25 protein-coding genes are annotated in these 25,812 nt (G+C 44.3%); 18 read left to right on the forward strand and 7 right to left on the reverse strand.

The window, feature by feature from the left end; all coding sequences use genetic code 11:
• Positions 1–123: 123 nt before the first annotated feature.
• The 6 genes from ABZP31_RS01570 (at position 124) to ABZP31_RS01595 (ending at position 6,244) form a co-directional block, all read left to right on the forward strand.
• Positions 124–921 carry a fumarylacetoacetate hydrolase family protein gene (locus tag ABZP31_RS01570; protein WP_106438672.1) on the forward strand — a complete coding sequence of 266 codons (798 nt, stop codon included), beginning with the start codon at positions 124–126 and terminating at the stop codon, positions 919–921.
• 24 nt (positions 922–945) lie between these two features.
• Entirely contained in the window at positions 946–1,842 is an 897-nt protein-coding gene (locus ABZP31_RS01575) for an acetaldehyde dehydrogenase (acetylating) (RefSeq protein WP_106438673.1), read from the forward strand.
• Between the two features lie 12 nt (positions 1,843–1,854).
• Positions 1,855–2,880 (forward strand): 4-hydroxy-2-oxovalerate aldolase, encoded by a 1,026-nt coding sequence (dmpG, locus tag ABZP31_RS01580; RefSeq protein ID WP_106438674.1) that lies wholly within the window; start codon positions 1,855–1,857, stop codon positions 2,878–2,880.
• Positions 2,881–2,975: 95 nt separating this feature from the next.
• Complete coding sequence (locus tag ABZP31_RS01585) at positions 2,976–3,434, forward strand: hypothetical protein (RefSeq protein ID WP_075040791.1); 459 nt, start codon at positions 2,976–2,978, stop codon at positions 3,432–3,434.
• 387 nt (positions 3,435–3,821) lie between these two features.
• The gene (locus ABZP31_RS01590; RefSeq protein ID WP_106438675.1) at positions 3,822–5,114 is read left to right on the forward strand and encodes an OprD family outer membrane porin; all 1,293 of its coding nucleotides are present in this window, start codon (positions 3,822–3,824) and stop codon (positions 5,112–5,114) included.
• A gap of 272 nt (positions 5,115–5,386) precedes the next feature.
• Positions 5,387–6,244, forward strand: coding sequence for an alpha/beta hydrolase (locus ABZP31_RS01595; protein WP_106438676.1), 858 nt, complete (start codon positions 5,387–5,389; stop codon positions 6,242–6,244).
• A gap of 61 nt (positions 6,245–6,305) precedes the next feature.
• Here the strand turns inward: ABZP31_RS01595 and ABZP31_RS01600 are convergent, their stop codons facing one another.
• Both ABZP31_RS01600 and hcaR read right to left on the reverse strand, forming a co-directional pair.
• On the reverse strand, positions 6,306–6,986 hold the full coding sequence (locus ABZP31_RS01600) for a DUF1345 domain-containing protein (RefSeq protein WP_034679616.1): 681 nt from the start codon (positions 6,984–6,986) through the stop codon (positions 6,306–6,308).
• 277 nt (positions 6,987–7,263) lie between these two features.
• Positions 7,264–8,169, reverse strand: coding sequence for a DNA-binding transcriptional regulator HcaR (hcaR, locus tag ABZP31_RS01605; RefSeq protein WP_005016808.1), 906 nt, complete (start codon positions 8,167–8,169; stop codon positions 7,264–7,266).
• A 269-nt stretch (positions 8,170–8,438) separates the two neighbouring features.
• Between hcaR and hcaE the strand changes: the two genes are divergently transcribed.
• From hcaE to ABZP31_RS01650, 9 genes are all read left to right on the forward strand, one after another.
• Positions 8,439–9,806 carry a 3-phenylpropionate/cinnamic acid dioxygenase subunit alpha gene (hcaE, locus tag ABZP31_RS01610; protein WP_005023208.1) on the forward strand — a complete coding sequence of 456 codons (1,368 nt, stop codon included), beginning with the start codon at positions 8,439–8,441 and terminating at the stop codon, positions 9,804–9,806.
• Entirely contained in the window at positions 9,803–10,321 is a 519-nt protein-coding gene (hcaF, locus tag ABZP31_RS01615) for a 3-phenylpropionate/cinnamic acid dioxygenase subunit beta (protein WP_005023210.1), read from the forward strand. Before hcaE ends, hcaF begins: the two co-directional genes overlap by 4 nt.
• Entirely contained in the window at positions 10,321–10,647 is a 327-nt protein-coding gene (hcaC, locus tag ABZP31_RS01620; RefSeq protein ID WP_005405782.1) for a 3-phenylpropionate/cinnamic acid dioxygenase ferredoxin subunit, read from the forward strand. Before hcaF ends, hcaC begins: the two co-directional genes overlap by 1 nt.
• 2 nt (positions 10,648–10,649) lie before the next feature.
• Entirely contained in the window at positions 10,650–11,465 is an 816-nt protein-coding gene (gene hcaB / locus ABZP31_RS01625; RefSeq protein ID WP_005405891.1) for a 3-phenylpropionate-dihydrodiol/cinnamic acid-dihydrodiol dehydrogenase, read from the forward strand.
• Between the two features lie 65 nt (positions 11,466–11,530).
• On the forward strand, positions 11,531–12,490 hold the full coding sequence (locus tag ABZP31_RS01630; protein ID WP_034682761.1) for a 3-carboxyethylcatechol 2,3-dioxygenase: 960 nt from the start codon (positions 11,531–11,533) through the stop codon (positions 12,488–12,490).
• Positions 12,491–12,502: 12 nt separating this feature from the next.
• Entirely contained in the window at positions 12,503–13,726 is a 1,224-nt protein-coding gene (hcaD, locus tag ABZP31_RS01635) for a 3-phenylpropionate/cinnamic acid dioxygenase ferredoxin--NAD(+) reductase subunit (RefSeq protein WP_248133886.1), read from the forward strand.
• Positions 13,727–13,822: 96 nt separating this feature from the next.
• Entirely contained in the window at positions 13,823–14,749 is a 927-nt protein-coding gene (locus ABZP31_RS01640) for an EamA family transporter (protein ID WP_248133887.1), read from the forward strand.
• A 200-nt stretch (positions 14,750–14,949) separates the two neighbouring features.
• The gene (locus ABZP31_RS01645) at positions 14,950–15,897 is read left to right on the forward strand and encodes a cation diffusion facilitator family transporter (protein WP_005405436.1); all 948 of its coding nucleotides are present in this window, start codon (positions 14,950–14,952) and stop codon (positions 15,895–15,897) included.
• A gap of 62 nt (positions 15,898–15,959) precedes the next feature.
• Positions 15,960–17,000, forward strand: a complete 1,041-nt coding sequence (locus ABZP31_RS01650; protein WP_005405435.1) for an MBL fold metallo-hydrolase — start codon at positions 15,960–15,962, stop codon at positions 16,998–17,000.
• Here ABZP31_RS01650 and ABZP31_RS01655 read toward each other — a convergent pair.
• From ABZP31_RS01655 to ABZP31_RS01665, 3 genes are all read right to left on the reverse strand, one after another.
• Positions 16,990–17,379, reverse strand: a complete 390-nt coding sequence (locus ABZP31_RS01655; protein ID WP_005405434.1) for a DoxX-like family protein — start codon at positions 17,377–17,379, stop codon at positions 16,990–16,992. The genes ABZP31_RS01650 and ABZP31_RS01655 overlap by 11 nt on opposite strands.
• A gap of 179 nt (positions 17,380–17,558) precedes the next feature.
• Positions 17,559–19,079, reverse strand: coding sequence for a catalase (locus ABZP31_RS01660; protein ID WP_005405433.1), 1,521 nt, complete (start codon positions 19,077–19,079; stop codon positions 17,559–17,561).
• A gap of 309 nt (positions 19,080–19,388) precedes the next feature.
• Positions 19,389–20,009, reverse strand: a complete 621-nt coding sequence (locus ABZP31_RS01665; protein WP_005023232.1) for a TetR/AcrR family transcriptional regulator — start codon at positions 20,007–20,009, stop codon at positions 19,389–19,391.
• Positions 20,010–20,086: 77 nt separating this feature from the next.
• Between ABZP31_RS01665 and ABZP31_RS01670 the strand changes: the two genes are divergently transcribed.
• Entirely contained in the window at positions 20,087–21,736 is a 1,650-nt protein-coding gene (locus tag ABZP31_RS01670) for an acyl-CoA dehydrogenase family protein (protein ID WP_248132331.1), read from the forward strand.
• A gap of 181 nt (positions 21,737–21,917) precedes the next feature.
• Complete coding sequence (locus tag ABZP31_RS01675) at positions 21,918–22,103, forward strand: hypothetical protein (RefSeq protein WP_005023237.1); 186 nt, start codon at positions 21,918–21,920, stop codon at positions 22,101–22,103.
• Between the two features lie 13 nt (positions 22,104–22,116).
• Here the strand turns inward: ABZP31_RS01675 and ptsP are convergent, their stop codons facing one another.
• Positions 22,117–24,408, reverse strand: a complete 2,292-nt coding sequence (gene ptsP, locus ABZP31_RS01680; RefSeq protein ID WP_005023238.1) for a phosphoenolpyruvate--protein phosphotransferase — start codon at positions 24,406–24,408, stop codon at positions 22,117–22,119.
• Positions 24,409–24,493: 85 nt separating this feature from the next.
• Positions 24,494–24,976, reverse strand: coding sequence for an RNA pyrophosphohydrolase (locus tag ABZP31_RS01685; RefSeq protein ID WP_005016769.1), 483 nt, complete (start codon positions 24,974–24,976; stop codon positions 24,494–24,496).
• A 184-nt stretch (positions 24,977–25,160) separates the two neighbouring features.
• Between ABZP31_RS01685 and ABZP31_RS01690 the strand changes: the two genes are divergently transcribed.
• Positions 25,161–25,811, forward strand: coding sequence for an HAD family hydrolase (locus ABZP31_RS01690; RefSeq protein WP_367156874.1), 651 nt, complete (start codon positions 25,161–25,163; stop codon positions 25,809–25,811).
• Position 25,812 lies beyond the last annotated feature (1 nt).

Genomic DNA, 25,812 nt, shown 5'->3' on the forward strand with positions numbered 1-25,812 from the left:
AAGTGTCCTATCCAGCCACTGTGCTGACTGATCTGTTTTCTTCAGATTTATTTTTCCTTGATGCACAGACGAGCTTCCATCTGAAACGGTATTTGAACAATCTTTGCAGTTAAGGGAACTTTGATGTCAAATTCTGCTATCGTTGAATCAGTGGCTTTAGCACTTTATCAGGCTGAAACTACTGTCCAGGCTATTGCCCCGATCCGTCCGGAACTGGGGGGTGAAAATGCTGATGTTGATATCGCATATGCGGTACAGGATGTAAATACTGAACGGGCACTTGTCCAAGGGCGCCGTCTGGTCGGTCGCAAGATTGGCCTGACCTCTAAGGTTGTGCAGGCTCAGCTTGGAGTTGATCAGCCAGATTTCGGGATGCTATTTGCCGATATGGCGTATGGCGATGCTGAACTGATCCCTGCCGGCAAACTAATTCAGCCAAAAGTAGAAGCAGAAATTGCATTGGTAATTAAAGAAGACTTAACCAAAGAAAAACATACCTATGCAGACATCATCAGTGCAACTGATTATGCGTTGCCCGCGATTGAAGTGGTCGATAGCCGTATCGAAAACTGGAAAATCAGCCTGATTGATACCGTGGCAGACAACGCTTCTTCTGCTGCATTTGTACTGGGCTCTCAGCCAGTTAAATTAGAAAATCTTGATCTGGTGAACTGCAAGATGGTGATGACACGCGCTGAAGAAGTGGTGTCTCAAGGCATTGGTAAAGCTTGCCTGGCTAATCCTTTAAATGCCGCAGTATGGCTGGCAGACGAGATGGTGCGCCGTGGTCGACCATTGTTAAAAGGTGACATTATTTTAACAGGTGCTTTAGGCCCGATGGTGGTAGCTCACCCAGGTGATGAATTCAAGGTTGAAATTGAAGGTTTCGGCTCTGTTACAGCCGCGTTCGCTGCTGAATAAGCTAGATTTTGAGAGAGTACATTCATGAAAAAGATTAAATGTGCAATGATTGGTCCTGGGAATATTGGTACTGATTTGCTTTATAAACTGCAACGCAGCGAATGGTTAGAGCCAGTCTGGATGGTGGGAATCGACCCAACCTCTGAAGGTCTGGCACGTGCAGCGAAAATGGGTCTAAAAACCACGGCTGAAGGTGTCGATGGGCTGCTTCCTCACGTGATCGAAGATGACATCAAAATTGCATTTGATGCCACTTCTGCTTATGTCCATGCTGAAAACAGCCGCAAGCTAAATGAACTTGGCGTACTAATGATCGACTTGACTCCGGCTGCAATTGGTCCGTTCTGTGTACCACCGGTCAACCTTGAGGCATTACTGGCTGCAGGTGAGGTGCCAAATGTTAATATGGTGACATGCGGCGGTCAGGCAACGATTCCGATGGTGGCGGCAGTGTCACGCGTTCAGCCTGTTGAATACGGTGAAATCATTGCGACTGTGTCGACCAAATCAGTTGGTCCGGGTACGCGTAAGAACATTGATGAGTTTACACGGACCACTGCGGGTGCAATCGAAAAGGTCGGCGGTGCAAAACAGGGTAAAGCCATCATTATTATTAATCCGGCCGAGCCACCTCTAATGATGCGTGACACAGTTCATTGTCTGGTTGAAGGCGAGCCAGATCAGGCTGCAATCACTGATTCAGTGCATGCGATGATCAAGGACGTTCAGAAATACGTACCCGGTTATAAACTGGTAAATGGTCCGGTATTTGATGGTAACCGCATATCAATTTACTTAGAAGTAGAAGGTTTGGGTGACTTCCTGCCGAAATATGCAGGCAACCTGGATATTATGACTGCAGCAGCTGCACGTACAGCAGAAATGTTTGCAGAACACGTGTTTAAGACTGTTAAAGCTTAAAGGAATACCAAAGTGTCTAAGATTATTGTTCATGATATGACTTTACGTGATGGTATGCATCCGCAGCGCCATCAGACTACTGTTGAACAAATGATTGCGATTTCAACAGCACTGGATGATGCTGGCGTACCTTTAATTGAAGTGACTCATGGTGACGGCCTGGGTGGTTCATCAGTGAACTATGGTTTTGCTGCCGCAACGGATGAAGAATATCTGTCTGCAGTTGTGCCACGGATGAAAAATGCAAAAATTTCTGCATTACTCCTGCCTGGTATTGGTACGGTTGACCATTTAAAAATGGCACATGAAATTGGTGTATCTACCATTCGTGTGGCGACTCACTGTACTGAAGCCGACTGCTCTGAACAGCACATTACAGCTGCACGTAAGCTAGAGATGGATACTGTGGGTTTCCTAATGCTTGCGCACATGGCAACTCCAGCACAACTGCTTGAAGAAGCAAAGAAAATGGTGTCTTATGGTGCAAACTGTATCTATGTAACGGACTCTGCGGGCTATATGCTGCCACAAGATGTCACTGACCGTGTAGCATGTTTGCGTGATGCACTTGATTCAGGCATCGAACTCGGTTTTCATGGTCACCATAACCTGGGTATGGGGGTTGCCAATACTGTGGCTGCGGTTGAAGCAGGCGCTGTTCGTGTAGACTTGGCATCTGCAGGTCTAGGTGCGGGTGCAGGTAATACACCACTTGAGCTATTTATTGCTGTTGCAAACCGTATGGGTATGGACACTGGTGTTGACCTGTTCAAAGTACAGGATGTGGCCGAAGATTTAGTGATCCCAATGATGCACAACCCGATCCGAGCCGACCGTGATGCGGCAACTTTAGGTTATGCTGGTGTTTACTCTTCATTCCTGTTGTTCGCTAAACGTGCTGAAGCGAAGTATGGTGTTTCTGCGCGTGAAATCCTGATGGAGCTTGGTCGCCGTGGTACCGTAGGTGGTCAGGAGGATATGATTGAAGACTTGGCACTCACCATGTCAAAAGCAAAACAGCAAGTGTTTAAGCTTTAAAAAAATCCGTTTAAAAAGCGTCCAGTTTGGACGCTTTTTTATTTAAAGCAATTTTATATACACTGCTTCAATATATTCAATAAAACCAAACAAATATGAAGAAACTTCTGATCATATTTTTGCTGCTAAATTCCAGTATTATTTTGGCAAAAGTCCCGCAGTTCTCTGATTATCCTGCTCCAGTGTTTAAGGGTAAAAATGCGGCGATGCAACTGAATGAAAATACAAAAAATTATAGAACCCGTTTTGGCTATCTGAAAAATGAAAAGCCAAATTTTGCCGGACATTATGTTATTGACTTTTTTGGCTGCGGGACCAGCTGTATTATTGGAATTGCATTTAATGTGAGAAATGGTGCTACTCAGTTTTTACCTTCTGGTGCATTGACCGCATGTTATAAAGAGGCGAGCTTTACCGATTATGAAATTTACTACCGGGCGAATAGCCGTCTCTTTATTACTTCTGGCGGTTATGATAATGAGGAAGGCTGCTCTACCAAATACTTTATAGAACAGAACGGCCAGTTTAAGCTCATTAAAACTCAGCCTTTTTGACTTAAAGCTAACGGGTCTATACAAAATCTGGGAACTGAAATATAGAAAATATCGTTCAGATTAAAGTTATTTCTTATAAGTATAATTTAGACATATTAAATCTGAATAAAATACTTAAACTTAAAAACACTTATAAAAATTATAATTTGAGAAAAATATCTGATTCTTCTGGGCAATATGCCAGTTAGTCAGGTTTTAAATCATATCTTAATATTTATCCAGAAAAATGGCTTATTGCTAAAAGCTCTTAAAAAATAATAAAAGATCATTATACTCTGTCTAAAAAATACTTTTTAATCAGAATCTTCATACTGTAGTCTGATTTTTTATCAGATTATTGTTCAGCATGATGGCGCCATTGCTTTACTTGATCAATGGATTTGAGCCATGCATTCCCACAACTTATGGATAGCACTTTTTGCTGCGGTAACAACCTCAGGAACTTCTATTACTCATGCAGATTTTACTGATAACAGTCAAGTTCAGCTAAAGCTGCGTAATTTTTATCTGGATCGCCAGATTAGCCAGCCTGATCTGAACAAGCCACAAGATTTTGGCAGCTGGTCACAGGGAATCACGCTGGACGCAAAATCAGGTTATTTGGAGTTAGGGAAAGCTCAGGTCGGCATAGACCTGCTGGCGCAATATACATTGCGTCTGAGTAATGACCGTGGAGATAATGATTATATCATGCCTTATGATTATGCTAGCAAAAAGCAGGCCCGCGATAATTTCAAGCTAGGTATCACTCTTAAAGCCAAAGTTAATAACACCGAATTGCGGATCGGAGAGATCCTGCCCATGACGCCAGTAGTCTACTTTGACCCTTCACGGCAACTGTTGACCACTTATCAGGGCATATGGCTTGAATCTAAAGATCTTGATAAAACCAAGATAACATTAGGTTATCTGGATGGTATTAATGCACGATATGAAAATCAGTTGCATGATTTTAAATTGTGGCCAAATGAACTGAATACAGAAAAAAACCAGATCAAAGCGGGGGACAGTCATGGCATGATCGTAGCTGGGGTTGATTACCAGCTTAGCCCCGAGCTTGGGCTCAGTTATTTCTACGGAGACGTCACTGAAATCTATCGTCAGCATTATATTGGCGTCATGTATAACAAAAAACTAGACCAGCACAACCAGCTGGCGACCCATGTCCGCTATTTTGACAATCAGGAATCAGGAGAAGCACTATATGGCCAGATTGATAGTCAGGCTCTGTCATTAAAAGCTGCCTGGACTCATGGTTCGCATACATTAGATGCCGGTTATCAGCAAATGTTTGGTGAGCATGGTAGTCATGCTCCATTTTTTCCAACCTTGTCGGGTTGGGTCCCACAACCCTACTTGGCCAACTGGTCAGTGGCGAGTTTTATCCGTAAAGATGAAAAATCATGGAGTCTAGGATACAGCTATGATTTCAAAGAAGCTGGTGTACCCGGATTAACTGCAACAGTTCGCCACTATGAAGGCTGGAATGTAGATAATGGCAACGGGACCCGGGGTAAAGAAGATGAGAATAATCTCATTATAGGTTATACAGTACCGGAAGGCAGGCTGAAGGGCTTAGGACTGCAATGGATGTATATTGATGTGAACTATGAGCAGATTCCAGGATTTATGGATCTGGAAGAACATCGTATAGCGACAACCTATACTTATAAGTTTTAGCCACAGAGACTTGCTAGAGGATGACTTGAAACAGGCCATCCTCTTTTTGTTTACGCTATAATGAAAATACAGAATCTTTAAATAAATAATGAAATTAATTTTATAAAAAACAAAAGTTTAAATTATCGTTTTTTTGTTATTTGTCATCGTTATTAAGTATCAGTCGGACTTTGCCGAACATGTAATATGAATAGGTAAAATCATCAAATTGAATCTTTTGACCTGTTTTATGAATGAAGCAAAAACAGGTTAAGGCTGTACGAGGAGTAAGTATGAGCACTGTACAAATCCCTGATTATAAAACGGACCCATTTTTTGGTTTGGAAGATAAGTGGATTGAGACGGCTGAAGGTGAGCTGACCCATTATCATGAGGTGGGTGAGGGAACACCTATTCTGTTTTTACATGGGTCGGGAACTGGTGTCTCTGCTGCTGCAAACTGGTGGTTAAACCTGCCCCAGCTTGGCGAGCAGGCGCGTTGTATAGCAATTGATACGATTGGTTATGGACAGACTGTAGTGGCACCGGGCACTCCATATGGTATTCGTGCCTGGGTGGACCATGCTATCCGTACTCTAGATGCACTGGGTATTGAAAAGACCTGGCTGGTAGGTAATTCACTTGGTGGCTGGTTGGCATTCCAGCTGGCGCTTGACTATCCGGAACGTGTGCTTGGAATCGTATCGATGGGCACAGGCGGTGCAAAACAGACAGCAGCACTTAAAGCGCATGCCAATCCGGTGCTGACCGAAGACGGAATCAAGAAAACCCTATCAATGTTTGTAGTCAACAAAGACCTGATTACCGATGAGCTGGTTAAGGTACGTTTTGCTTCTGCAAAAAATGATTATGCATCTGACCGTCTGATGGATGTTGTGGGCGCACGTGATCGTGATCGTTTCGAATTCCCGCTTGATTTCGAAAAAATGAAAAATATTACAGTTCCTGTACTGCTGATTCACGGGACGCAAGATGCGGTGATTCCAGTGTCACGGACTTGGGATATCCTGAATGTAGTACCAAATGCGGATGCACATATTTTTAGCCAGTGCGGTCACTGGTCACAGGTTGAAAAAGCTGATGAGTTTAATACCGTTGTTAAAAACTATCTCACGGCACACGGTGTTTAACCGATATAGTGTTTCACTTAAAAAGGATGGCTTTAGCCATCCTTTTTATAAGGTAAATTATTTAAGAACCGCCAAGTAAGCCTGAAGCAACGTTGATACAAATAGCTAGAATCACGGTATTAAAACCGAATGACAGCAAGGCATGTAAGGTATTTAACATACGCATGCGCCGATTGGTGATTTCAATGTCAGCTGTCTGGGCGGCCGTACCCATAATATAGCTAAAGTGAATAAAGTCGGGATAGGTCGGACGTTCAGTTTCCGGAAAATTCAAGCCATCATTCTGACCCCTGGAGCGGGCAAGATAAAAGTCATGGGCATAGTGCAGGGCAAATACACTATGCATTAATAACCAGGATGACATGATCGTTAGAAATGCCAGTAAAAGATGACCAAATTTGAGCCAGCCTGTTTTAGGCAAGTCTGAAAGTTGGGCTCCGATGGCGACCATACACATGATTAAAGCCATGATGACTAAAAGCAGAATAATCCATTTACTCTCATCTTGGCGTTTTGCCTGTTCTTGCATGTCGCTATGATCTGCCTGCCACATGCGATAAGCCAGATTAGCCAGAAATAACCATATTGCTGTATTCCAGCCAATCAATAAATTGGTCGACCAAGACCAGGACGTTAACCAGAATAACAGCATACTTAATACTGCTGCTGTCAGAAAAGCCAGAAAAAATTGCGGACGATTTTTAATACCACTCATCAAAGAATGAAAAATACCGATCGTCATATATAACTCCAGTTTTTCAATTGGTTATTGTTATAACTTTAAGCTAGATTCAATTTACTATGGAGTCTGGTTCAGATATTAGACTTAAGTTGTAATTTATCGTGAGAAAAATACAGCACTAAAATTTGGCTTTTTAAGATACGTGCTAAGTAGGCTGAAATAGTAAAAAAAGAGAGCTAGTACCTGAAAAAATATGGCTGGGTAGTTAAAAAACAGACCCTAATATTTTTTAAAAAAATAGTAGGGTAAAATGTATACGCATCAGTCAGGAAAAAAATTAGGCATCATTACGGTTAATATCGAGATAAAACACCTTGGTCAGCAGTTCAATAAATTTATGCGCAGTAACTAAAGCCGTGTCTTTACGATAGCTGACATATAAATCTAAAAAAGGCAGCTCTACACTGAGCGGTCGGATTACCGTATTTTCCATCATCAGTGGCGCAATATAACCCGGCAAAATTGTACAGCCAAGACCGATACCGATAGAATTAATATTAAACAGGATGTTATCTGCCTTTTGTATGATATTGAACTCAATACCGTTTTGTTTGGCAAAATCGAGAATCAGGTTATGCAGGGTAAGTGACTCTTCCGCAGCTGGAATTATAAAATCTATGCCATCAAGTGCTTTTACTGGAATACGCTCATATTTAGTGAGCGGATGATCTTTAGGCAATATGAAAATCAGGGGCTCACGCAAAACAAACTGGCTTTCAATTTCGTCATTCTGAAAGTTCTGCCGGGTAAAGGTAATGTCCAGTTCACCCTTCTTAATTAACCGCATCTGTTCATTGTTGTTAAGGCTGAGCAGTTCGATTTTAAGGTCCGGATTCTGAACCCTTAAGTTAGGTAGAACATAAGGGAATACTTTCATTTCAGCAACCGGAACAAAACCGATTCTGAGCATCTGCTGTTTGGCTTTAGAAACCTGACGCGCCATTGCTACGGCTTTATCTGCCTGCGCCAAGGTCAAACGCGCCTGTTCCAGAAAAACAGCGCCTTCTTCAGTCAGTTCAACTTTACGTTTGGTACGGTGTAACAGCTTGACGCCAACATCTTCTTCAAGGTCCTTGATCTGTTGGCTAAGAGAGGGCTGGGCGGTATACAGTTTTAAGGCTGCCTTACTAAAGTTCAGTTCTTCTGCAACTGTAATGAAATAGCGAAGGTGGCGTAATTCCATAAGACTAATCCAAAAAATGTCTTATTATAATTGGCGAAAAGTATAATCTATAAACAACTATCTCGTGAAGATTATTCTACTATTTAGAAAATAAATACTATTTGACAATATGCCCGAGTTTTACTATAGAAATTTTATCTCTTAATAATCTAAAAAATCTATTAATTAAAACAAAATAAATATTTCACTAAAAACGGTTAAAAAATCATTATCCCTGTCTAGTTGAGTCTAATAACTTTGGTTGACGCTCAGTCACAGGAGTGCTTTTCATGAGTCGCAAAATTGATGTGCGTGAAATCGATGCTTTGGTCGATGCACAAAATGGACGTATCTCGCCATCTATCTACACTGATCCGGATCTGTACGAATTGGAACTGGAACGCGTATTTGGGCGTACTTGGTTATTCCTTTGTCATGAAAGCCAGATACCTAAGGCGGGTGATTTTTTCAACACTTATATGGGTGAAGATCCAATCATTGTGGTACGTCAAAAAGACGGCTCAATCAAAGCATTATTAAACCAGTGTCGCCATCGTTCAATGCGTGTCAGTTTCGCTGATTGTGGTAATACCCGTGCATTTACCTGTCCGTATCATGGCTGGTCTTACGGTGTAGATGGTTCATTAAAAGATATTCCCCTGGAAGACCGTGCTTTTCCACAAGGTGCCTGTAAAGAAAAATGGGGTTTAATTGAAGTCAACCGTGTCGAGTCTTATAAAGGCCTGATCTTTGGCTGTTGGGATGAAACCACGCCTGATCTGGTGGACTACATGGGTGATATTGCCTGGTATCTGGATGGGGTGCTGGACCGTCGTCCGGGTGGTACAGAAATCATTGGCGGCGTACATAAATGGGAAATTGAATGTAACTGGAAATTTGCAGCGGAACAGTTTGCTTCTGACCAGTACCATGCACTGTTTTCGCATGCTTCTGCCATTCAGGTTCTGGGCGCAAAACCGGATGATGAAACTTCTAAGAAATTAGGCGCAGCACAGACTGCACGTCCAGTTTGGGAAACTGCGAAAGATGCTATCCAGTATGGCTCGCGTGGCCACGGTTCAGGCTTCTTCTTTACGGAAAAGCCAGATGCAAATGTATGGGTAGATGGTGAAGTCGCCAATTATTTCCGTGAAACCTATGAAGAGGTCAAAGAGCGTCTGGGTGAAGTACGTGCTTTACGTTTGGCGGGTCACAATAATATGTTCCCGACATTGTCATGGCTAAATGGTACAGCAACACTCCGTGTGTGGCATCCGCGTGGTCCAAATAAGACAGAAGTCTGGGCTTTCTGTATTGCTGATGCTGAAGCCTCTCAGGAAGTTAAAGAAGCATTTGAACGCTCTGCGACACGTGCATTTGGTCCGGCAGGTTTTCTTGAGCAGGATGACTCTGAGAACTGGATCGAAATCCAGAAAGTATTACGCGGCTATAAGGCCCGTAATAATCCGCTCATTATGAAAATGGGTCTGGGCAATGAAAAAGTTCGTGAAGATGGCATTCCGGGGATTATCAATTACATTTTCTCTGAAACTGCAGCACGTGGTTTATATCGCCGCTGGGCAGATCTGCTGATTCATGAAACATGGGAAGAAGTCGAGAAAGCCGCTGACGAATATGAGAAGGAGCTAATGAAATGAGTCAGATCAGTTTAGAACTTCATCATCAGATTAGCCAGTTTTTATACCGTGAAGCCAAAGCACTGGACGACTGGGATTTCCGTGCCTGGCTAGACATGCTGGCCGATGATATCTCTTATACGCTGCGTACGACTGCAAATGCGCAGACCCGTGACCGTCGCCGTTCGGTACAACCGCCAACCACTTGGGTTTTTAATGACACCAAAGACCTGCTGGAACGCCGGGTCGCACGTCTGGAAACCGGTATGGCTTGGGCTGAAGAGCCTCCATCACGTACTACCCACATGGTTTCAAATATTATTGTTGAGCCAACTGACGTAGAAGGTGAATACTATGTCTACGTTACTTATGTATTGTACCGTGCCCAGAAAGAAAAAGACGTGACGATTTATTGTGGCAAGCGTCATGACAAGATTCGCAAGGTTGAAGGTGGTCTTGGCTTCCAGATTTTCAACCGCAAGATCACGCTTGATCAAGCGACCTATACGTCACATAACCTGAGTGTATTCTTCTAATGAATAAGATTTTTGTTTGCCAGGTCGATGAGCTCGATGAAGGTGAAGCGCTAAAAGTAGACTGCGGCATAAATGGTATTGATGCCTTGGCAGTATTCAACAATGGCGGAGATTTTTTCGCCATGAACGATCGTTGTTCACATGGTAATGCTTCCATGTCAGAAGGTTATCTTGAAGATGACGGGACGGTAGAGTGTCCTCTGCATTCAGCCCGTTTCTGTCTGAAAACCGGTCAGGCACTATGTCTGCCGGCTACCGATCCAATTCAGACTTTTCCGGTGGTGATTGAAGACGGTGCTTTATATGTAGAGATGGCAGGAGAGTAATCATGGGTTGGCTAAAAGGTGAAGTTGCACTGATCACTGGTGGCGGTTCAGGTCTGGGCTGGGCTTTAGTTGAGCGTTTTCTGGAAGAAGGCGCGCATGTGGGGGTATTACAACGTTCACAGTCTAAAGTAGATGCTCTGAAAGAACGGTTTGGTGACCAGATTGTGGCTGTCGCTGGTGATGTGGCCAACTATGAAGATAATGTCCATGCTGTTCAGGCAACCGTAGAGCGATTTGGTAAGCTGGACTGCTTCATTGGTAATGCTGGCATCTGGGATCACTATGCCGATATCGTCAATACCTCTGGCGAGCAGCTGGATAAAGCCTTTGATGAAATTATGGGTATTAACACCAAGTCACTTATTCTAGGGGCCAAGGCTGCGTTGAATGAGCTGGTCAAAACTGAAGGGTCGATTGTTTTTACCCTGTCTAATTCTGCACTGTATTCAGCAGGTGGTGGCCCGGTTTATACCGCTTCCAAGCATGCTGGTGTGGGTATCATGAAAGAACTGGCTTATGAACTTGCACCTAAAGTTCGAGTCAATGCAGTGGCCCCCTCCGGTATGAATGTCAATATCAAAGGTGCGGCGTCATTGGGACAGGAAAATATTGGGCTGCTGGATGCACGTGATCCGGAAAAAATTGCTCGCGGTATGCCGCTTAACTTTTTGCCAGAACCTGAGGAAATGACAGGTTCTTACGTACTGCTGGCCTCTCGCCAGAATAACCGGCCATTGACTGGCGTCCTGATTAATGCCGAGTGTGGATTGGGAATTCGTGGCTTGCGTCAGCCACGTGCAGGCTTCTTCGATGAATAAAATCTTCCCATGCAGTAAAGGACTAAATGGCAGCCTGTTGGCTGCCTTGTGTTAAGGAGCGTCTTATGCCCGTTAAACTGATTTGTGCTTCACATAGCCCTTTAATGGAGTTTGCTTCTCCACAGGACAGTTCTCAGGAACAAAAAGTTCGTACCGTTTTTGCCAAGTTGTCTGAACAGGTCAAGGCTTATAATCCGACACTAATTATTGCTTTTGGCCCTGATCATTTTAATGGCTTCTTCTATGACCTGATGCCAAGTTTTTGTGTAGGTATCCGGGCCAGTGCAGCGGGAGACTGGAACTATGGTCCGGGCAAAATTGATGTGCCAGAGCAGACCGCCGTGAGTCTGGTACGTTGTGTACTAAATGAAGGCGTCGATGTTGCCTACTCCTACCGCATGCAGGCTGATCATGGTGTCACGCAGCCACTACATTTTTTATGTGATGGTCAACTCGACCGCTATCCTACCATTCCTGTATTTGTAAACGGAGCAGCCGCTCCGATGCCTACCCCTAAACGTACTGTAGCGCTTGGCCGGGCAATTGGCCAGTTTATCAAGTCACTGGATCTTGAGGCGGAGCGTGTACTGATTCTGGGTACAGGTGGTCTATCTCATGATCCGCCTACGCCGCAAATGGGCGCAGTACCACCCGAAGTAGAAGAGTTTCTGATCGCCGGCCGTAACCCGACTGCTGAAGCACGTCAGGCACGCCAGGCCAAAATCATTGCAGTCGGTCAGAAGCTGGCAGCAGGAGATACTTCTGTGGCAGTGCCCCTGAATGCCAAGTGGGATCAGGCATTACTAGAAAAATTTGCCCAAGCGGACTTTGCCGCGCTAGAGGCTATGACCGAAGACGAGATCCGCCGTGAGGGTGGCCGTGGAGGTCAGGAAATCCGCTGCTGGATTGCAGCCTTTGCCGCTTTTGCCGAGCTGGGGCAGTACCAGATGACAACGCATGTCTATGAAGCTATCAGTGAGTGGATTGCAGGTTTCGGTATTGTTTCTGCTGAACTGAAAGATTAAGGAAACAGACAGATGAGCATTGAAACTATTGTTATTGTAGGAGCCGGTCAGGCAGGTGCGAGCGCTATCCTGGAACTTCGTGCCAATGGATATACAGGGAAAATCATACTGGTGGGTGATGAAGTCCATTTACCTTATGAACGCCCGCCTTTATCTAAAGATGTAATCTTGAAGCCTGAAGAAACCAAAGTTGAGATTCTTTCAGTGCAGAAGCTGGCAGAGCTAGGCGTTGAGGTCACCCGTGGCAATGCTGCAGTAAAAATTGATGCCGATACCCATCAGCTCACCCTGAAAAATGGTGAAGTACTTGGTTATGACAAGTTGTTACTGGCTACCGGTGGCGCGCCGCGCCGCTTGCCGGACCTGGATGCTTTAGGTAAACATGTTTATACCTTGCGTAATCTGGAAGACTCTCAGGCATTGGTGCCCGTATTGCAGCCCGAGCGCCGGATTATCCTGATTGGTGGCGGTGTGATTGGTCTGGAACTGGCATCATCAGCGCGCTCTAAACATTGTCAGGTAACTGTAATTGAAATGGGCCCTATGGTGATGGGTCGCTGCTCACCACGGTTACTCAGTGAGTTCTTGCTGACCCAGCATCGTCAGGCTGGTATCGATATCCGTCTTGAAACCAGAATTGCAGGCTGTAGCCTGCAGGGTGAAGAGGTGGTAATTCAACTGGAAGATGGTGAAGAGCTACGTGCAGATGCAGTCATATATGGCATCGGCATTATCCCAAATGCGCGTCTGGCAGTTGAGGCTGGGCTGGACGTTGATTTTGCTGTAAAAGTGAATGAGAACTGCCAGACTTCTAATCCTGATATTTATGCAGCAGGGGATGTTGCTACCCAGCTTCGTGCAGATGGCCAGTATAGCCGGGTTGAAACCTGGGAAAATGCCAATCTGCAGGCAGGTATCTTTGCACGCCATGTGATGGGTATTGAACATCCTAAAGCAAATCCGGCCTGGTTCTGGACTGATCAGCTCGGTATCAATTTCCAGTTTGTCGGTGACATGAGCGCGGCAGAATGGCATGTGCGCGGTACTATGGATATTAGCCAGGGGCCTGCCTCATCTTTTATTCTGTACGGAGTCAGTAATGGAATTATTGTGGCTGGTATTACGGTTAATGCCGCTAAAGATATGCGCCATCTGAAAAAAATGATTAGCAAAGGTATCGCTTTTCATGCAGATACACACTTAGACCTTGCCCAAGAGCTACGTAAAATTGCCTAAATAAAACGGCTTTCTATTGAACAGACCTATAGTATGGACCCACTATAGGTCTGTTTTTTATTGGTAAAAACTCAATTTTAAAGAATGAGCGATTTTATGAGTTCAACTGCTTCTGGCACTCCATCTGCATCGTTACTGTTTACTTCATCTGTTTATGCACTACTGGTATTGATCTGGGCAACCACGCCACTGGCCATTGTCTGGAGTGTAGAAGAAGTTCACCCGATGTGGGTACTCATTATTCGCTATTTTGGCGCTTCAATACTGGCATTCCTGATTCTAAAACTGATGCGTGCTCCATTACCTTTTGATCAGATGGCCATGAAGAGTTATCTGGCCGGTAGCCTGAACCTGATTGGTGCACAGTTATTTATCTATTTAGCAGCTAATTATCTTACTTCGGGGTTGATGGCTTTAATTTTTGGTTTTTCGCCACTGGTTGCCGGGCTGATTGGTCATGTCATCTTGAAAACTCAAAAATTGGTGGCACTACAATGGCTGGGCATGGCGATAGCAGTTGCAGGGTTAAGTTTCGTTTTTGCAGATCAGGCAGAAACTCAGGTAAATCCAATTGGCGTTATACTGATGTTTATCAGTATGGTGTCCTATATCAGCTCGATTTTCTGGGTTAAAGAGATTAATGCGCCTTTGGCCCCTATGTCTCAAGCAACAGGCTCGCTTTTAGTATCAGCACTGGCTTCACTACTGCTGGTTCCTTTTATTTATGAACATATACCGACTGCTATACCGGGTACTAAAACCATAATCGGGTTTTTATTTACCATGATTATGTCCTCTATTGTGGCGATGCTGTGTTATTTCTGGCTGATCAAGCGCTTAAATGCTTCTACAGTATCTTTAAGTAATGTGATTACCCCGGTATTGGCGCTTATACTAGGCGCCACACTGAATAATGAACAAATTGGTTCACATGCATTTGCTGGGGTAATTATTGTAATGTTTGGTATTGTTCTATACTTCTGGAAGGACTGGCACAGTCAATATAGAGCAAAAAAACATTAAACTTTAAATATTTATAGTTTAGTGGCTTCTATAAAAGCACGGGCGTGCCCTGCAACTTTAGCTGATGAAGATGTAATAACTAACAGCAGAGAAAACAACAAAAAATAAAAAAAGTTAGGCCCAAGTTTGGCTAAGATCAGGAAAGTCCATTAGAAAATTGAATCAGCCGGTCTGATAAAAATAAAATTAGGTCATTTTCCATGTCTGAATCCAATAAACTCGTTGTTTATGCAGCCCTGATCGGGAACCTGATCATTGCAATGGTCAAGTTCGTGGCAGCTTATCTGACGAACAGTTCGGCTATGCTGAGTGAGGCAATCCATTCAGTTGTTGATACCCTCAATGAAATCTTGCTGCTCTATGGACTGAAAAAATCCCAGCAGCCAGCCAATATGCGTCATCCTTTTGGTTATGGACGAGAACTGTATTTCTGGGCTTTTATTGTGGCCCTGATGGTGTTTGCATTAGGTTCGGTAGTTTCGATCTATCAGGGAATTCAGCATATTCGTCATCCTGAAGAAATCGTTTCACCGGTGATTAACTATGTTGTACTTGGAATTGCTATTGTTGTAGAAGGTACTTCATGGTTTATCGCTTTAAAAAGCTTTCGCAAAAGCAAGGGTAAACTTGGATACTTTCAGGCATTCCGGCGTAGTAAAGATCCGACTACATTTACAGTTCTATTTGAAGATACAGCTGCACTGCTTGGTTTGGTAATTGCATTGCTCGGTGTGTATTTTTCCCATACTTTGAATATGCCAGTACTTGATGGTATTGCTTCAATTCTCATTGGTGTGATTCTGGCTGTGGCAGCCCTATTGCTGGGCCGGGAAACCAAGGGATTGCTGCTGGGAGAAACTGCAGATCCCTTATTGCGGCAAAATGTTCTGAGTATTGCACAGCAGGACCCGGCGGTACTCTCGGCAAACGGTCTGATTACTGAACAGTTGGGTGCACATCAGGTGCTGGCTGCCTTGAGTCTTGAGTTTAAAGATAACCTGACTTCAGACCAGATTGAAGCCTGTGTAAACCGGATTGAGGCCAATACAAAAAAGGTGCATCCGGAAGTGGTGGCACTTTTTGTAAAACCCCAAACCCAGAAGGTCTGGATGGAACGTATGAAAGGTCGCCTCGATGACACAGCATAATCACGGCCAGATATCAGTATTTATACCTACAGATTTGCCGTTTTATATAAAGATTTTTATTCATGAATAAGCAAGCTCCTTACTCTTACCGTTTAAAGACGGAATCCTGCTGGTCACATACCTTGAGAAAACCTGACTTTAGTTTCAGCCCTTCTGACCATTACAATGGAGAAGAGTTCTTTAATTATGTGGCTCATCCGGCCGGTTATCGGCGCCGTGATCTGATCAAGTGGTTATATAGCCGTAAACCTTTGCCATGGGAAGAGGAAAATACACAGGCAGAAATTCCGGCACATGCGGGTCCACAGAACCGGCCACATGCCAGTATGGACGATTGGCAGGTCTGGTTTATTGGTCATGCTACCGTACTGATTCAAATCGGGCCGTATAATTTTCTGACAGATCCGGTGTGGGCAGACTATGTCAGTCCGCAGCAGGGTACAGGTCCAAAACGAAGCTGTACTGCCGGTATTGCATTAGAACAATTACCGGAAATTCATGCCGTACTCTTGAGTCATAACCACTACGACCATATGGACTTGGCAACTCTACGCTGGTTGCACAAAAAATTTGCCATGCCAATTTATACCGGGCTTGGCAACAGTTTTTATCTGCCTAAAAAGTTTCAGGTAATAGAAATGAACTGGTGGCAGGCTGCATTGTTGCATAAGTTTCAAATAGTGTACACACCTGCACAACACGGTTCAGGGCGTGGTTTGCGTGATCGTAACCGGGCTTTGTGGGGAGGCTTTTCAATCATACATGAGACCGGTCACTGTTTTTTTGCAGGTGACACAGGTTATTCACCGCATTTCAAACAGATTCATGCCGAACTGGGAGCTCCCCGGATCGCTTTGCTTCCGATCGGCGCATATGAGCCGCGAGAGTTGATGCAATATATGCATATGAATCCTCAAGAAGCATTTCAGGCACATTTGGATCTGGCACCCCGTCGTTCACTGGCAATCCATTACCGGACTTTCCAGCTCACAGATGAAGGTCGTGAGCAGCCTGAACAGGACCTGAATATAGCCATGCAAAATTCATCCAAACTGTTGGGGCCATTTTATTGCATACGGGAAGGAAGACGCCTCATTGTTTAAGGTCTTTATTCTGTTCTTGTACAATAAGCTGAACTGCCACTACAGAAAGCATTAGCATGGCAATATTCATGACTACCGGATTAAACGCAGCTGTAAGTTGAAGAGGTGCTATATATATAATCAGCAGTAGCAGTCCTATAAGTCCGATGATGTTTAAGCTATGCAAGAGAATAGATCTAGGCCATTTCAAGAAGAATAAACCGAACAGCATTTCGATGCCCCCGGACAGACCCAGCAAAATTTTAGCCAGCACCAGATCAATGCCCATATTTTGCCAGATTATGATTTCATCAGGAGATTGAAACAGAATCTTGGGAACAAGCCCCTGATATAACCAGAGTAAGGCTAACGTGAGCTGAATGGTAAAGAGTGGACGCATAAAGATATGCCTGGCATCTATTAGCAGTGTCTTTTCAGAAATTATTTTTAATTGATTTCTTCAGGAACAATATTCTCGCACATGGTGAGAATTTTTTGTAAAGAGTTAATGCTCTTATGCCTGACAAGCAAAAAAAGAAACCATACCAGATGGTTTCTTTTTAAAGGGTTTATTTCAGATTAGAGAAAACCTGGCTGGCCATAGGCCGGGTCCGAATCACGTGCAGCCTGGGCATCAGCTACTTCTAATCCCAGTGCTTTAGCAACACCTTCACCATAAGCCGGGTCGCAGGCATAACAGTTACGGATATGGCGGTATTTAACAAAATCCAGCGCATCTCCCATTGCCCGTGCCGTATTTTCAAATAAAACCTGTTTTTGCTCAGTATTCATGAGAGCAAAAAGTGCACGTGGCTGACTGAAATAGTCTGCATCATCCTGACGATAATCCCAGTATGTTGCATCACCTGTAATCTTTAATGGCGGCTCTTTATACTGCGGCTGTTCCTGCCATTGACTGAAGCTGTTTGGCTCATAATGTGGCAGGCTGCCATAGTTGGCATCAATCCGGCCCTGTCCATCACGGTGGTTAGAATGTACCGGACAGCGTGGTTTATTCACCGGGATCTGCTGATAGTTTACTCCCAGACGGTAACGTTGGGCATCGGCATAATTAAATAGGCGTGCCTGCAGCATACGGTCAGGTGATACACTAATTCCCGGAACCAGATTACTTGGCGCAAAAGCTGACTGTTCTACATCCAGAAAGAAATTTTCCGGATTACGGTTCAGTTCAAATTCACCGACTTCAATCAGTGGATAATCGGCATGTGGCCAGATTTTTGTCAGGTCAAAAGGATGATATGGTACTTTCTCGGCATCTGCTTCTGGCATGACCTGGACATACATGGTCCATTTCGGATATTCACCCCGTTCAATGGCCTCATACAGGTCACGCTGGTGGCTTTCACGGTCTTTTCCGATCAGTACTTCTGCTTCAGCATCTGTCAGATTTTTAATACCCTGCTGGGTACGGAAGTGAAACTTTACCCAAAACCGTTCACTGCTGGCATTAATAAAGCTATAGGTATGGCTGGCAAAACCATGCATATGTCGGTAGCTGGCAGGAATACCGCGTTCTGACATAACAATAGTGACCTGATGTAATGACTCAGGCAGCAAGGTCCAGAAATCCCAGTTATAAGTGGCATTACGCATATTAGTGCGTGGGTCACGTTTAACAGCTTTATTCAAATCCGGGAATTTACGCGGGTCACGCAGAAAAAACACTGGCGTGTTGTTACCGACCATATCCCAGTTGCCTTCTTCAGTATAAAACTTCAAGGCAAAGCCACGAATATCGCGTTCAGCATCAGCTGCTCCACGTTCACCTGCGACAGTGGTAAAACGTGCAAACATTTCAGTTTGTTTACCAATTTCAGAGAAAATGCTGGCACAACTATACCGGGTAATATCTTTGGTGACAGTAAATGTTCCAAATGCACCGGAACCTTTAGCGTGCATACGGCGTTCAGGAATAACTTCACGGACAAAGTTGGCAAGTTTCTCATTAAGCCACATATCTTGGGCTAAAAGCGGACCGCGTGGGCCAGCAGTCATACTATTCTGGTTGTCTACAACGGGCGCACCGAAGTCTGTAGTTAAGTGGCTGACTGGACACTTTTTGATGTCTTGACTCATGCTATGCTCCATTCTTTGAATGTCTGGTGCAGTGGTGCTCTAAAATAGGACCAGTTTTTCTGACTGAACTACTGATCAAATCACTGTATTCTAGCTGCCACTGTTTCCAGTATCGATAAGGAACCTTATATACCGGCATGTTCACTGCGTATTGGCTCTGCCTTGAACTACGAGCTATATAAACTTTCAGTATATCTGTTCTGTTAAGCATAATTTAGAGGTTATCTGATTGATTTACCAACGATAAAAATTAATGGTTTGTATAGGTAAAAACGATTATTATTTTATTTTTAATTAATTAATTAGATTTTAAGGGCTTAAGGGTAAAAAGCCGGAGATAGCGCGCCGGATATCTTGTTTCAGTTCAAACCAGTGCTGGTATTCCGGCTCCTGAAGCAGGGTCTGTGAAATCATGCCATAAATAATCCGGTGCAGATTGAGGGCAAGACTTTCGAGTTCTTGCCTAGGACAATTGCAGAGGTGCACAAGAACCTTACACCAGCTTTCTACATGTAAGCGATAGTGTTTTTGATAGGCAGACAAACTGGAAATCTGACGTTCAAGTAAAAATAAAGTGGCCCAAATGTGCTGTTCTTGCCAAATACTCTGAATCTGGAAATTAACCAGTGCTTCAATATATAACGCTAATTCTAAAGAGGCTTCTAAGGTATTGGCATACTGTTCTAGGGCTTTGGCCTGCTGTTTAATGTACTGATGGATGCAAAGTGCGGCCAGTTCATCTTTATCACCAAAGTATTCATAAAAAGTACCCAAGCCGACACCTGCCAGCTCGGTAATATCCCGAATAGTGATATCAGGGTAATCTTGAGTATCTAAAAGCCGAACAAAGCTTTCTAGTAAGGCGGCCTGAGTCATGCGCGCACGTGACTGTTGCGGTTTGCGGCGAGCTTTAAAGGCTGGTGTTTTCATATAGGAGAAACCGAACACTATATAGAGCTGATTCTTTTATACTGAAGAAAGATAAGAATGACTATATGGAAAGAAGAATGAATACATGGGCGACTCATCAAATCCAGAATCAGTTTGATGAACTTCAAGACTATAACCTGTTTGATACCGATCCGATATTACAGGAAATATTGCAACGCCATCAAAGTCAAGATCAGGCTAGGCTAAGCCAGTTAGGTACGATAGCCGGTTCTGCCGAATATTATCAGTATGCCGAACAGGCTAACCGCTATACACCGGAGCTTAAGGCGTTTGATGCACGTGGCCGGCGCTGTGATGTAATTGAGTTTCATCCGGCTTGGCATCAGTGGATGGCACTCAACCGCAGCTATGAAGTCCATGCCTATCCTTTTAGTAAACCAGATGATGCACAAGGCTGGCTGAACTGGGCAGCACGTTTTTATTTAAATGGGCAGATCGAATGCGGTAGTCTGTGTCCAACTGCCATGACGCTTGGCAGTATTCCCTTGCTACAGCGTGAACCGGCGCTATGGCAACAGCTGGGTGATAAATTACTGTCGCAGCATTATGATGTACGCGACCTGCCCATAGACCAGAAAAAATCAATCTGGTTAGGCATGGGCATGACTGAAAAACAAGGTGGCTCCGATGTGCGTGCCAATCAGACCAAAGCAGTACCAGTCGGACAGCGTGGACGTGGGCAGGGTTATCTGATTACCGGTCATAAATGGTTTTTTTCAGCGCCGATGTGTGATGCACATCTGGTGGTCGCCAATACCGAACAAGATGGTTTGGCCTGTTTCTTTGTGCCGCGCTGGCTGGAGGATGGCCGCAAAAACAGTATTCATGTGCAGCGCTTAAAAGATAAGGTGGGTAACCGCAGTAATTCCAGTAGTGAAGTCGAATTTCAGGAGGCTTGGGGAATCATGCTGGGTGAGGCGGGCAGAGGTATTCCGACTATTATTGAAATGGCCGCATATACCCGGCTGACCTGTGTAGTAGGCAGTAGTGCCATGTTGCGTCAGGCACTGGTTCAGTGTCTAGCCTATACCCGGCAGCGTCAGGCTTTTGGTAAACCTCTGGCAGCACAGCCTCTCATGCAATCAGTACTGACCGATCTGGCATTGGAATCTGAAGCAGCAGTACAGTTAGCTATGCATCTGGCTTCCTGCTACCAGCAAGATGATCCGCTGTCTAAAGCCTGGCAACGTCTGATGACGCCAGCTGCAAAATTCTGGATCTGTAAAAGAGTGGTAGAACTGAGTGGCGAAGCAATGGAGGTTTTTGGAGGCAATGGCTACGTCGAAACCGGAATCATGGCACGTATTTTCAGGGAAGCACCGGTAAACTCAATCTGGGAAGGTTCAGGCAATGTAATGTGCCTAGATGTATTACGTGCGGTACAGCGTGACCGCGAATCTATAGAGATTTTAATACATTCATTTGCCGGAACTATTCAGGATGAACCATTGTTACAACAGGAATTACAGCAGTTGCTACAGCTTTTCGCACAAAGTCCAGATCAGCTGCAATTTATGGCACGGACTTTAGTGAGTCGCCTGGTCATTCTGGCACAAGCAGTACTATTGAAAAAATATGCTCCAGATTTTGTAGCAAATGCCTTTATCCAGACTCGCTATACGGCATTTCATGGTCGGGTTACAGGACTGATCGATCTCCATTTAGTTGATATGCAGCGTGTACTGGAACGGGCTTTTCCTGCTTAAAGTTTCTATAATTTTAAGGGTATAAAAAAGCATCTTGATGAGAGGGTAGCGTGACTTTAAAAAATACATACTGCCCCCATCAATATCTCTTGCCAGCAGAGTAAAATAGGCGATAATCTGCTGGCACAGGCTCTGTGTAAAAATAATACTCTGAATTAATCTGACCTGATAGGTAAACACTATGGCAAAAAGCAAGAAGCAGCCAGAAGTTATTATTCATAACTTTGTTGCTAAACATATGCATGAAGTCAACCGCAGTCATGTATTTACAGACCGCAAAAAAAATGCAAAACGCGGTTATAGCAAACATAAGCAAGGGCGATATTCTGATGATTATCGTCCTTCCTGTTTCAGCTTTGCAGCTTAAGTTAAGCTGACATTTATACCACCAGACGGCTAGATTTCACCATATCAGTCAGGCCATGCGTTTTAAAGTAATGCTCAAGCCAGCTTTTTACGACCAGTGGATTATTCATTCTCAGTACTTCTTCCAGTAACTGTTCAGCATCACTAAACGGTGTATGACAGATTGCTTTTCGTACCCGTAAAATATTACTTGAACTCATGGAAAGAGTATTAAAGCCCATTGCCATTAACAGTACTGCCGAAAGTGGATCGCCTGCCATTTCTCCACAAATACTGATAGGTTTGTTATATTTCCGGCATTCTCCCACCAGGCGGTAGAGGGCTCGCAGTACTGAAGGATGAAAATGTGAATAGACATTGGCAACCCGAGGATTATTACGGTCAACTGCCAGCAAATATTGAGTCAGGTCATTCGAACCCACTGAAAAGAAATCTACCAGATCGGCGAATTCATCAATCTGTAACAGTACACTCGGTACTTCCACCATGATTCCGATTTTTGGTTTAGTGATCTTGACCTGCTCTTCTTCCTGAACCGCGACCCAGTCCCGTTCTAGCAGGTAAAGCACTTCTTCTACTTCACTGACACTGGTTACCATAGGCAGCAAAATATGCAGGTTGTTGAGCCCAATGCTGGCTTTGAGCATGGCACGAATCTGTGAGGAAAAAATTTCCGGATGGTCTAATGTAAAACGCAGACCACGCCAGCCGAGCGCCGAATTTTCTTCTTCAATTGAAAAATATGGCAGATCTTTATCTGCACCAATGTCAAGCGTACGCATTACTACCGGTTTATTGGCAAAGTGGCTCAGCTGCTGGCGGTAAATTGCACGCTGTTCTTCTTCACCCGGAAAACGGTCACGCAGCATAAAGGGGATTTCAGAGCGGTACAGGCCTACACCTTTGGCGCCGCGTTGAACACCACGGACCACATCGATCATTAAACCAGTATTGACGTAAAGCGGAACCACATGTCCATCTGGCGTGATCGCATCACGAGTCTCATACTGTTTTAAATCCTTGGCGATCTGCTCTTCTTCTTTTTGCACATCTTTATAGCGCTGACGCAGGCGCCGTGGCGGATTAATAAAAACCCGGCCTTGATAGGCATCTACAATCATCTCGACATCATCAAGCGTATTAACGGGTAATTCGGTTACACCGACAACAGTCGGAATACCTAATGCCCGCGCTACAATCACCATATGTGAGTTGGTTGCGCCTTCAGAGGTGACAATCGCAGCAATTTTATCGACAGGTAGCTCTACCAGTGCCGCCGTACTGATTTCTTCACCAATTAAAATACTGTCAGCACTTAGTTCACGGTGACCAGACTCAGCCTCCTGCAAATAAGCCAGAATACGTCGGCCTAAATCTTTTAAGTCTGCCACCCGTTCACGCAGATAATCATCTTCCATCAGGGAGAACAGATTAATATGTTTATCAATTACCCGGCGGACAGCGCCCTGTGCCCAGCTGCCATTTCGAATCAACTCTTTAATCTCGGCCGGCAAAGCATTTTCATCCAGCATCCGTAAAAAGACACTAAACAGCGCCCGTTCATCAGAAATCAGGGAATCCTGCATTTTCTCATCCAGTGCCTTGATTTCAGTACGCACTGACTGTACCGCCTGATCAAGTAAATTCAGCTCATCGCTAATATCTTCTGCTTCACGGTCAGGCACGGCAGCCAAATCAGCCGGAGGATATAAAATGATTGCACGGCCTAAGGCGATTCCACCTGCACCTGAAACGCCTTGAAAGGTTTTATAAGTGGTAGAGTTATTGAATTTTCGAAAGACATCAATATTGCCTACAGCATGGGCATGAGCAATAACGCCGGAGAGCTGTGCACACAGCGTGACTAGAAAAGACTCAGCCGCTTCACTGAAATCCTGTGATTCCCGATTTTGTACAACCAATACACCCATCACCTTACGGCGATACATGACTGGCACTCCTAAAAAGGAGTTATAGATTTCCTCACCGGTTTCTGGCAAATATAAAAATCGTTCATGTTTAGGAGCATTGTCGAGGTTGACGATTTCCTCACGCTGACCGACCAGTCCAACCAGGCCTTCACCTACCTGTAACGAGACATTCCCGACAGATTCTGGCTTTAAACCTTTTGAAGCCATAAGCAGATAACGCTGATTGCGTTCATCTAGCAGATAAACCGAACACACATCCACATTCATGGCCTCGGCCACCCGGTTCACCATAATTTCCAAGGACTCATGCAGACTGACCGACGCATTGATTTCCTGCACAATACGTCTTAGGGTGTCCAGCTGCATGTTTGACATGGATGAATGCTCCAAATATTTTTAAATCTGTTTACTCTTTATAACAGCAGCCCTGACAAAAATCATTCGCGAAAATGCTGAATTTTCAGGATGGCTGCTGTGGTAACTGCATACACAATTCCATCATGGCCCTACGGTAAACATCCCGTTTAAAGTTTACCACCTGTCCGAGTGGATACCAGTAACTGACCCATTGCCACTGGTCGAATTCTGGCGGATTGGACAGGTCCAGCTGGATATGCTCGGAAGAGGCCACTAGTTTTAATAAAAACCACTTCTGCTTTTGTCCGATACATACAGGCTCTGAATCGGAGCGGATGTACCGGTGTGGCAAACGATAACGCAGCCAGCCTTTAGTCTGCGCAATAATTTCAACGTGTTCAGGCAATAAGCCGACTTCTTCTCTCAGTTCACGATAAAGTGCCTGCTCAGGGGTCTCTCCAAACTGGATCCCTCCTTGTGGAAATTGCCATGCATTGTGTCCAATGCGTTTTGCCCATAACACCTGTCCATCATCGTTTGCCAAAATGATCCCGACATTCGGTCGGAAACCTTCTGAGTCGATCATTTGGCTACCTAAATTTATCTATTGGCTTAACTTTGAAATCGGGGATGATAAATAACTGCATCCAGCTCGAAAAAAGATCAAAGTAAAATGTTAAAAATTGCTATGATCTTAACGAATTTCTATCGACTAGCGGAGATAGATTTACATTTTTTTGCTTTAAATTTCAGTTTTAACGAGAATTTTTATGAAATTGGCTTTATTTGATCTGGACCATACGCTCCTTAACACCGATTCTGACCATTCTTGGGGAGAATTTCTGGTCAATGAGGGACTGGTCGATCCGGTACGTCACCGTCAGATCAATGACAGCTTCTATGAAGACTATAAAGCTGGTCAGCTGGACCCGATTGCTTACAATGAATTTGTTTTTGAGTTTTTGACAAAACATGATTTACCTTACCTGACCGAATTGCATGAACGATTTATGCAAAAAGTTATTCGTGCGCAAATGCGGCCTCAAGGGTTTGAAACTGTCAAAAAACATCAGGCATTGGGTCATGAAATTGTCGGGATTACCGCAACTTCAGACTTCATTACTGCGCCTATTTTCCGTGAATTCGGTATTACCGAGATTATTGCCACCAATGCAGAGCTAATTGATCATCGGTATACTGGCAAGGTAACTGGAATAGCATGTTACCAGAAGGGTAAGCTGGCTCGTCTGGAACAATGGTTAAATGGCCGTACAGTAACCGAATCGTGGGCTTATTCGGACTCAATTAATGACCGGTTTTTGCTCGAATATGCAAGCCATGCTATTGCAGTCAATCCGGATGAGCGCTTGCAGGCCTTGGCCGAGGCGCAGGGATGGGAAATTCATGACTGGTCAATCTAAG

The organism is Acinetobacter sp. FL (genome assembly GCF_040744925.1).
Lineage (GTDB): Bacteria > Pseudomonadota > Gammaproteobacteria > Pseudomonadales > Moraxellaceae > Acinetobacter > Acinetobacter radioresistens.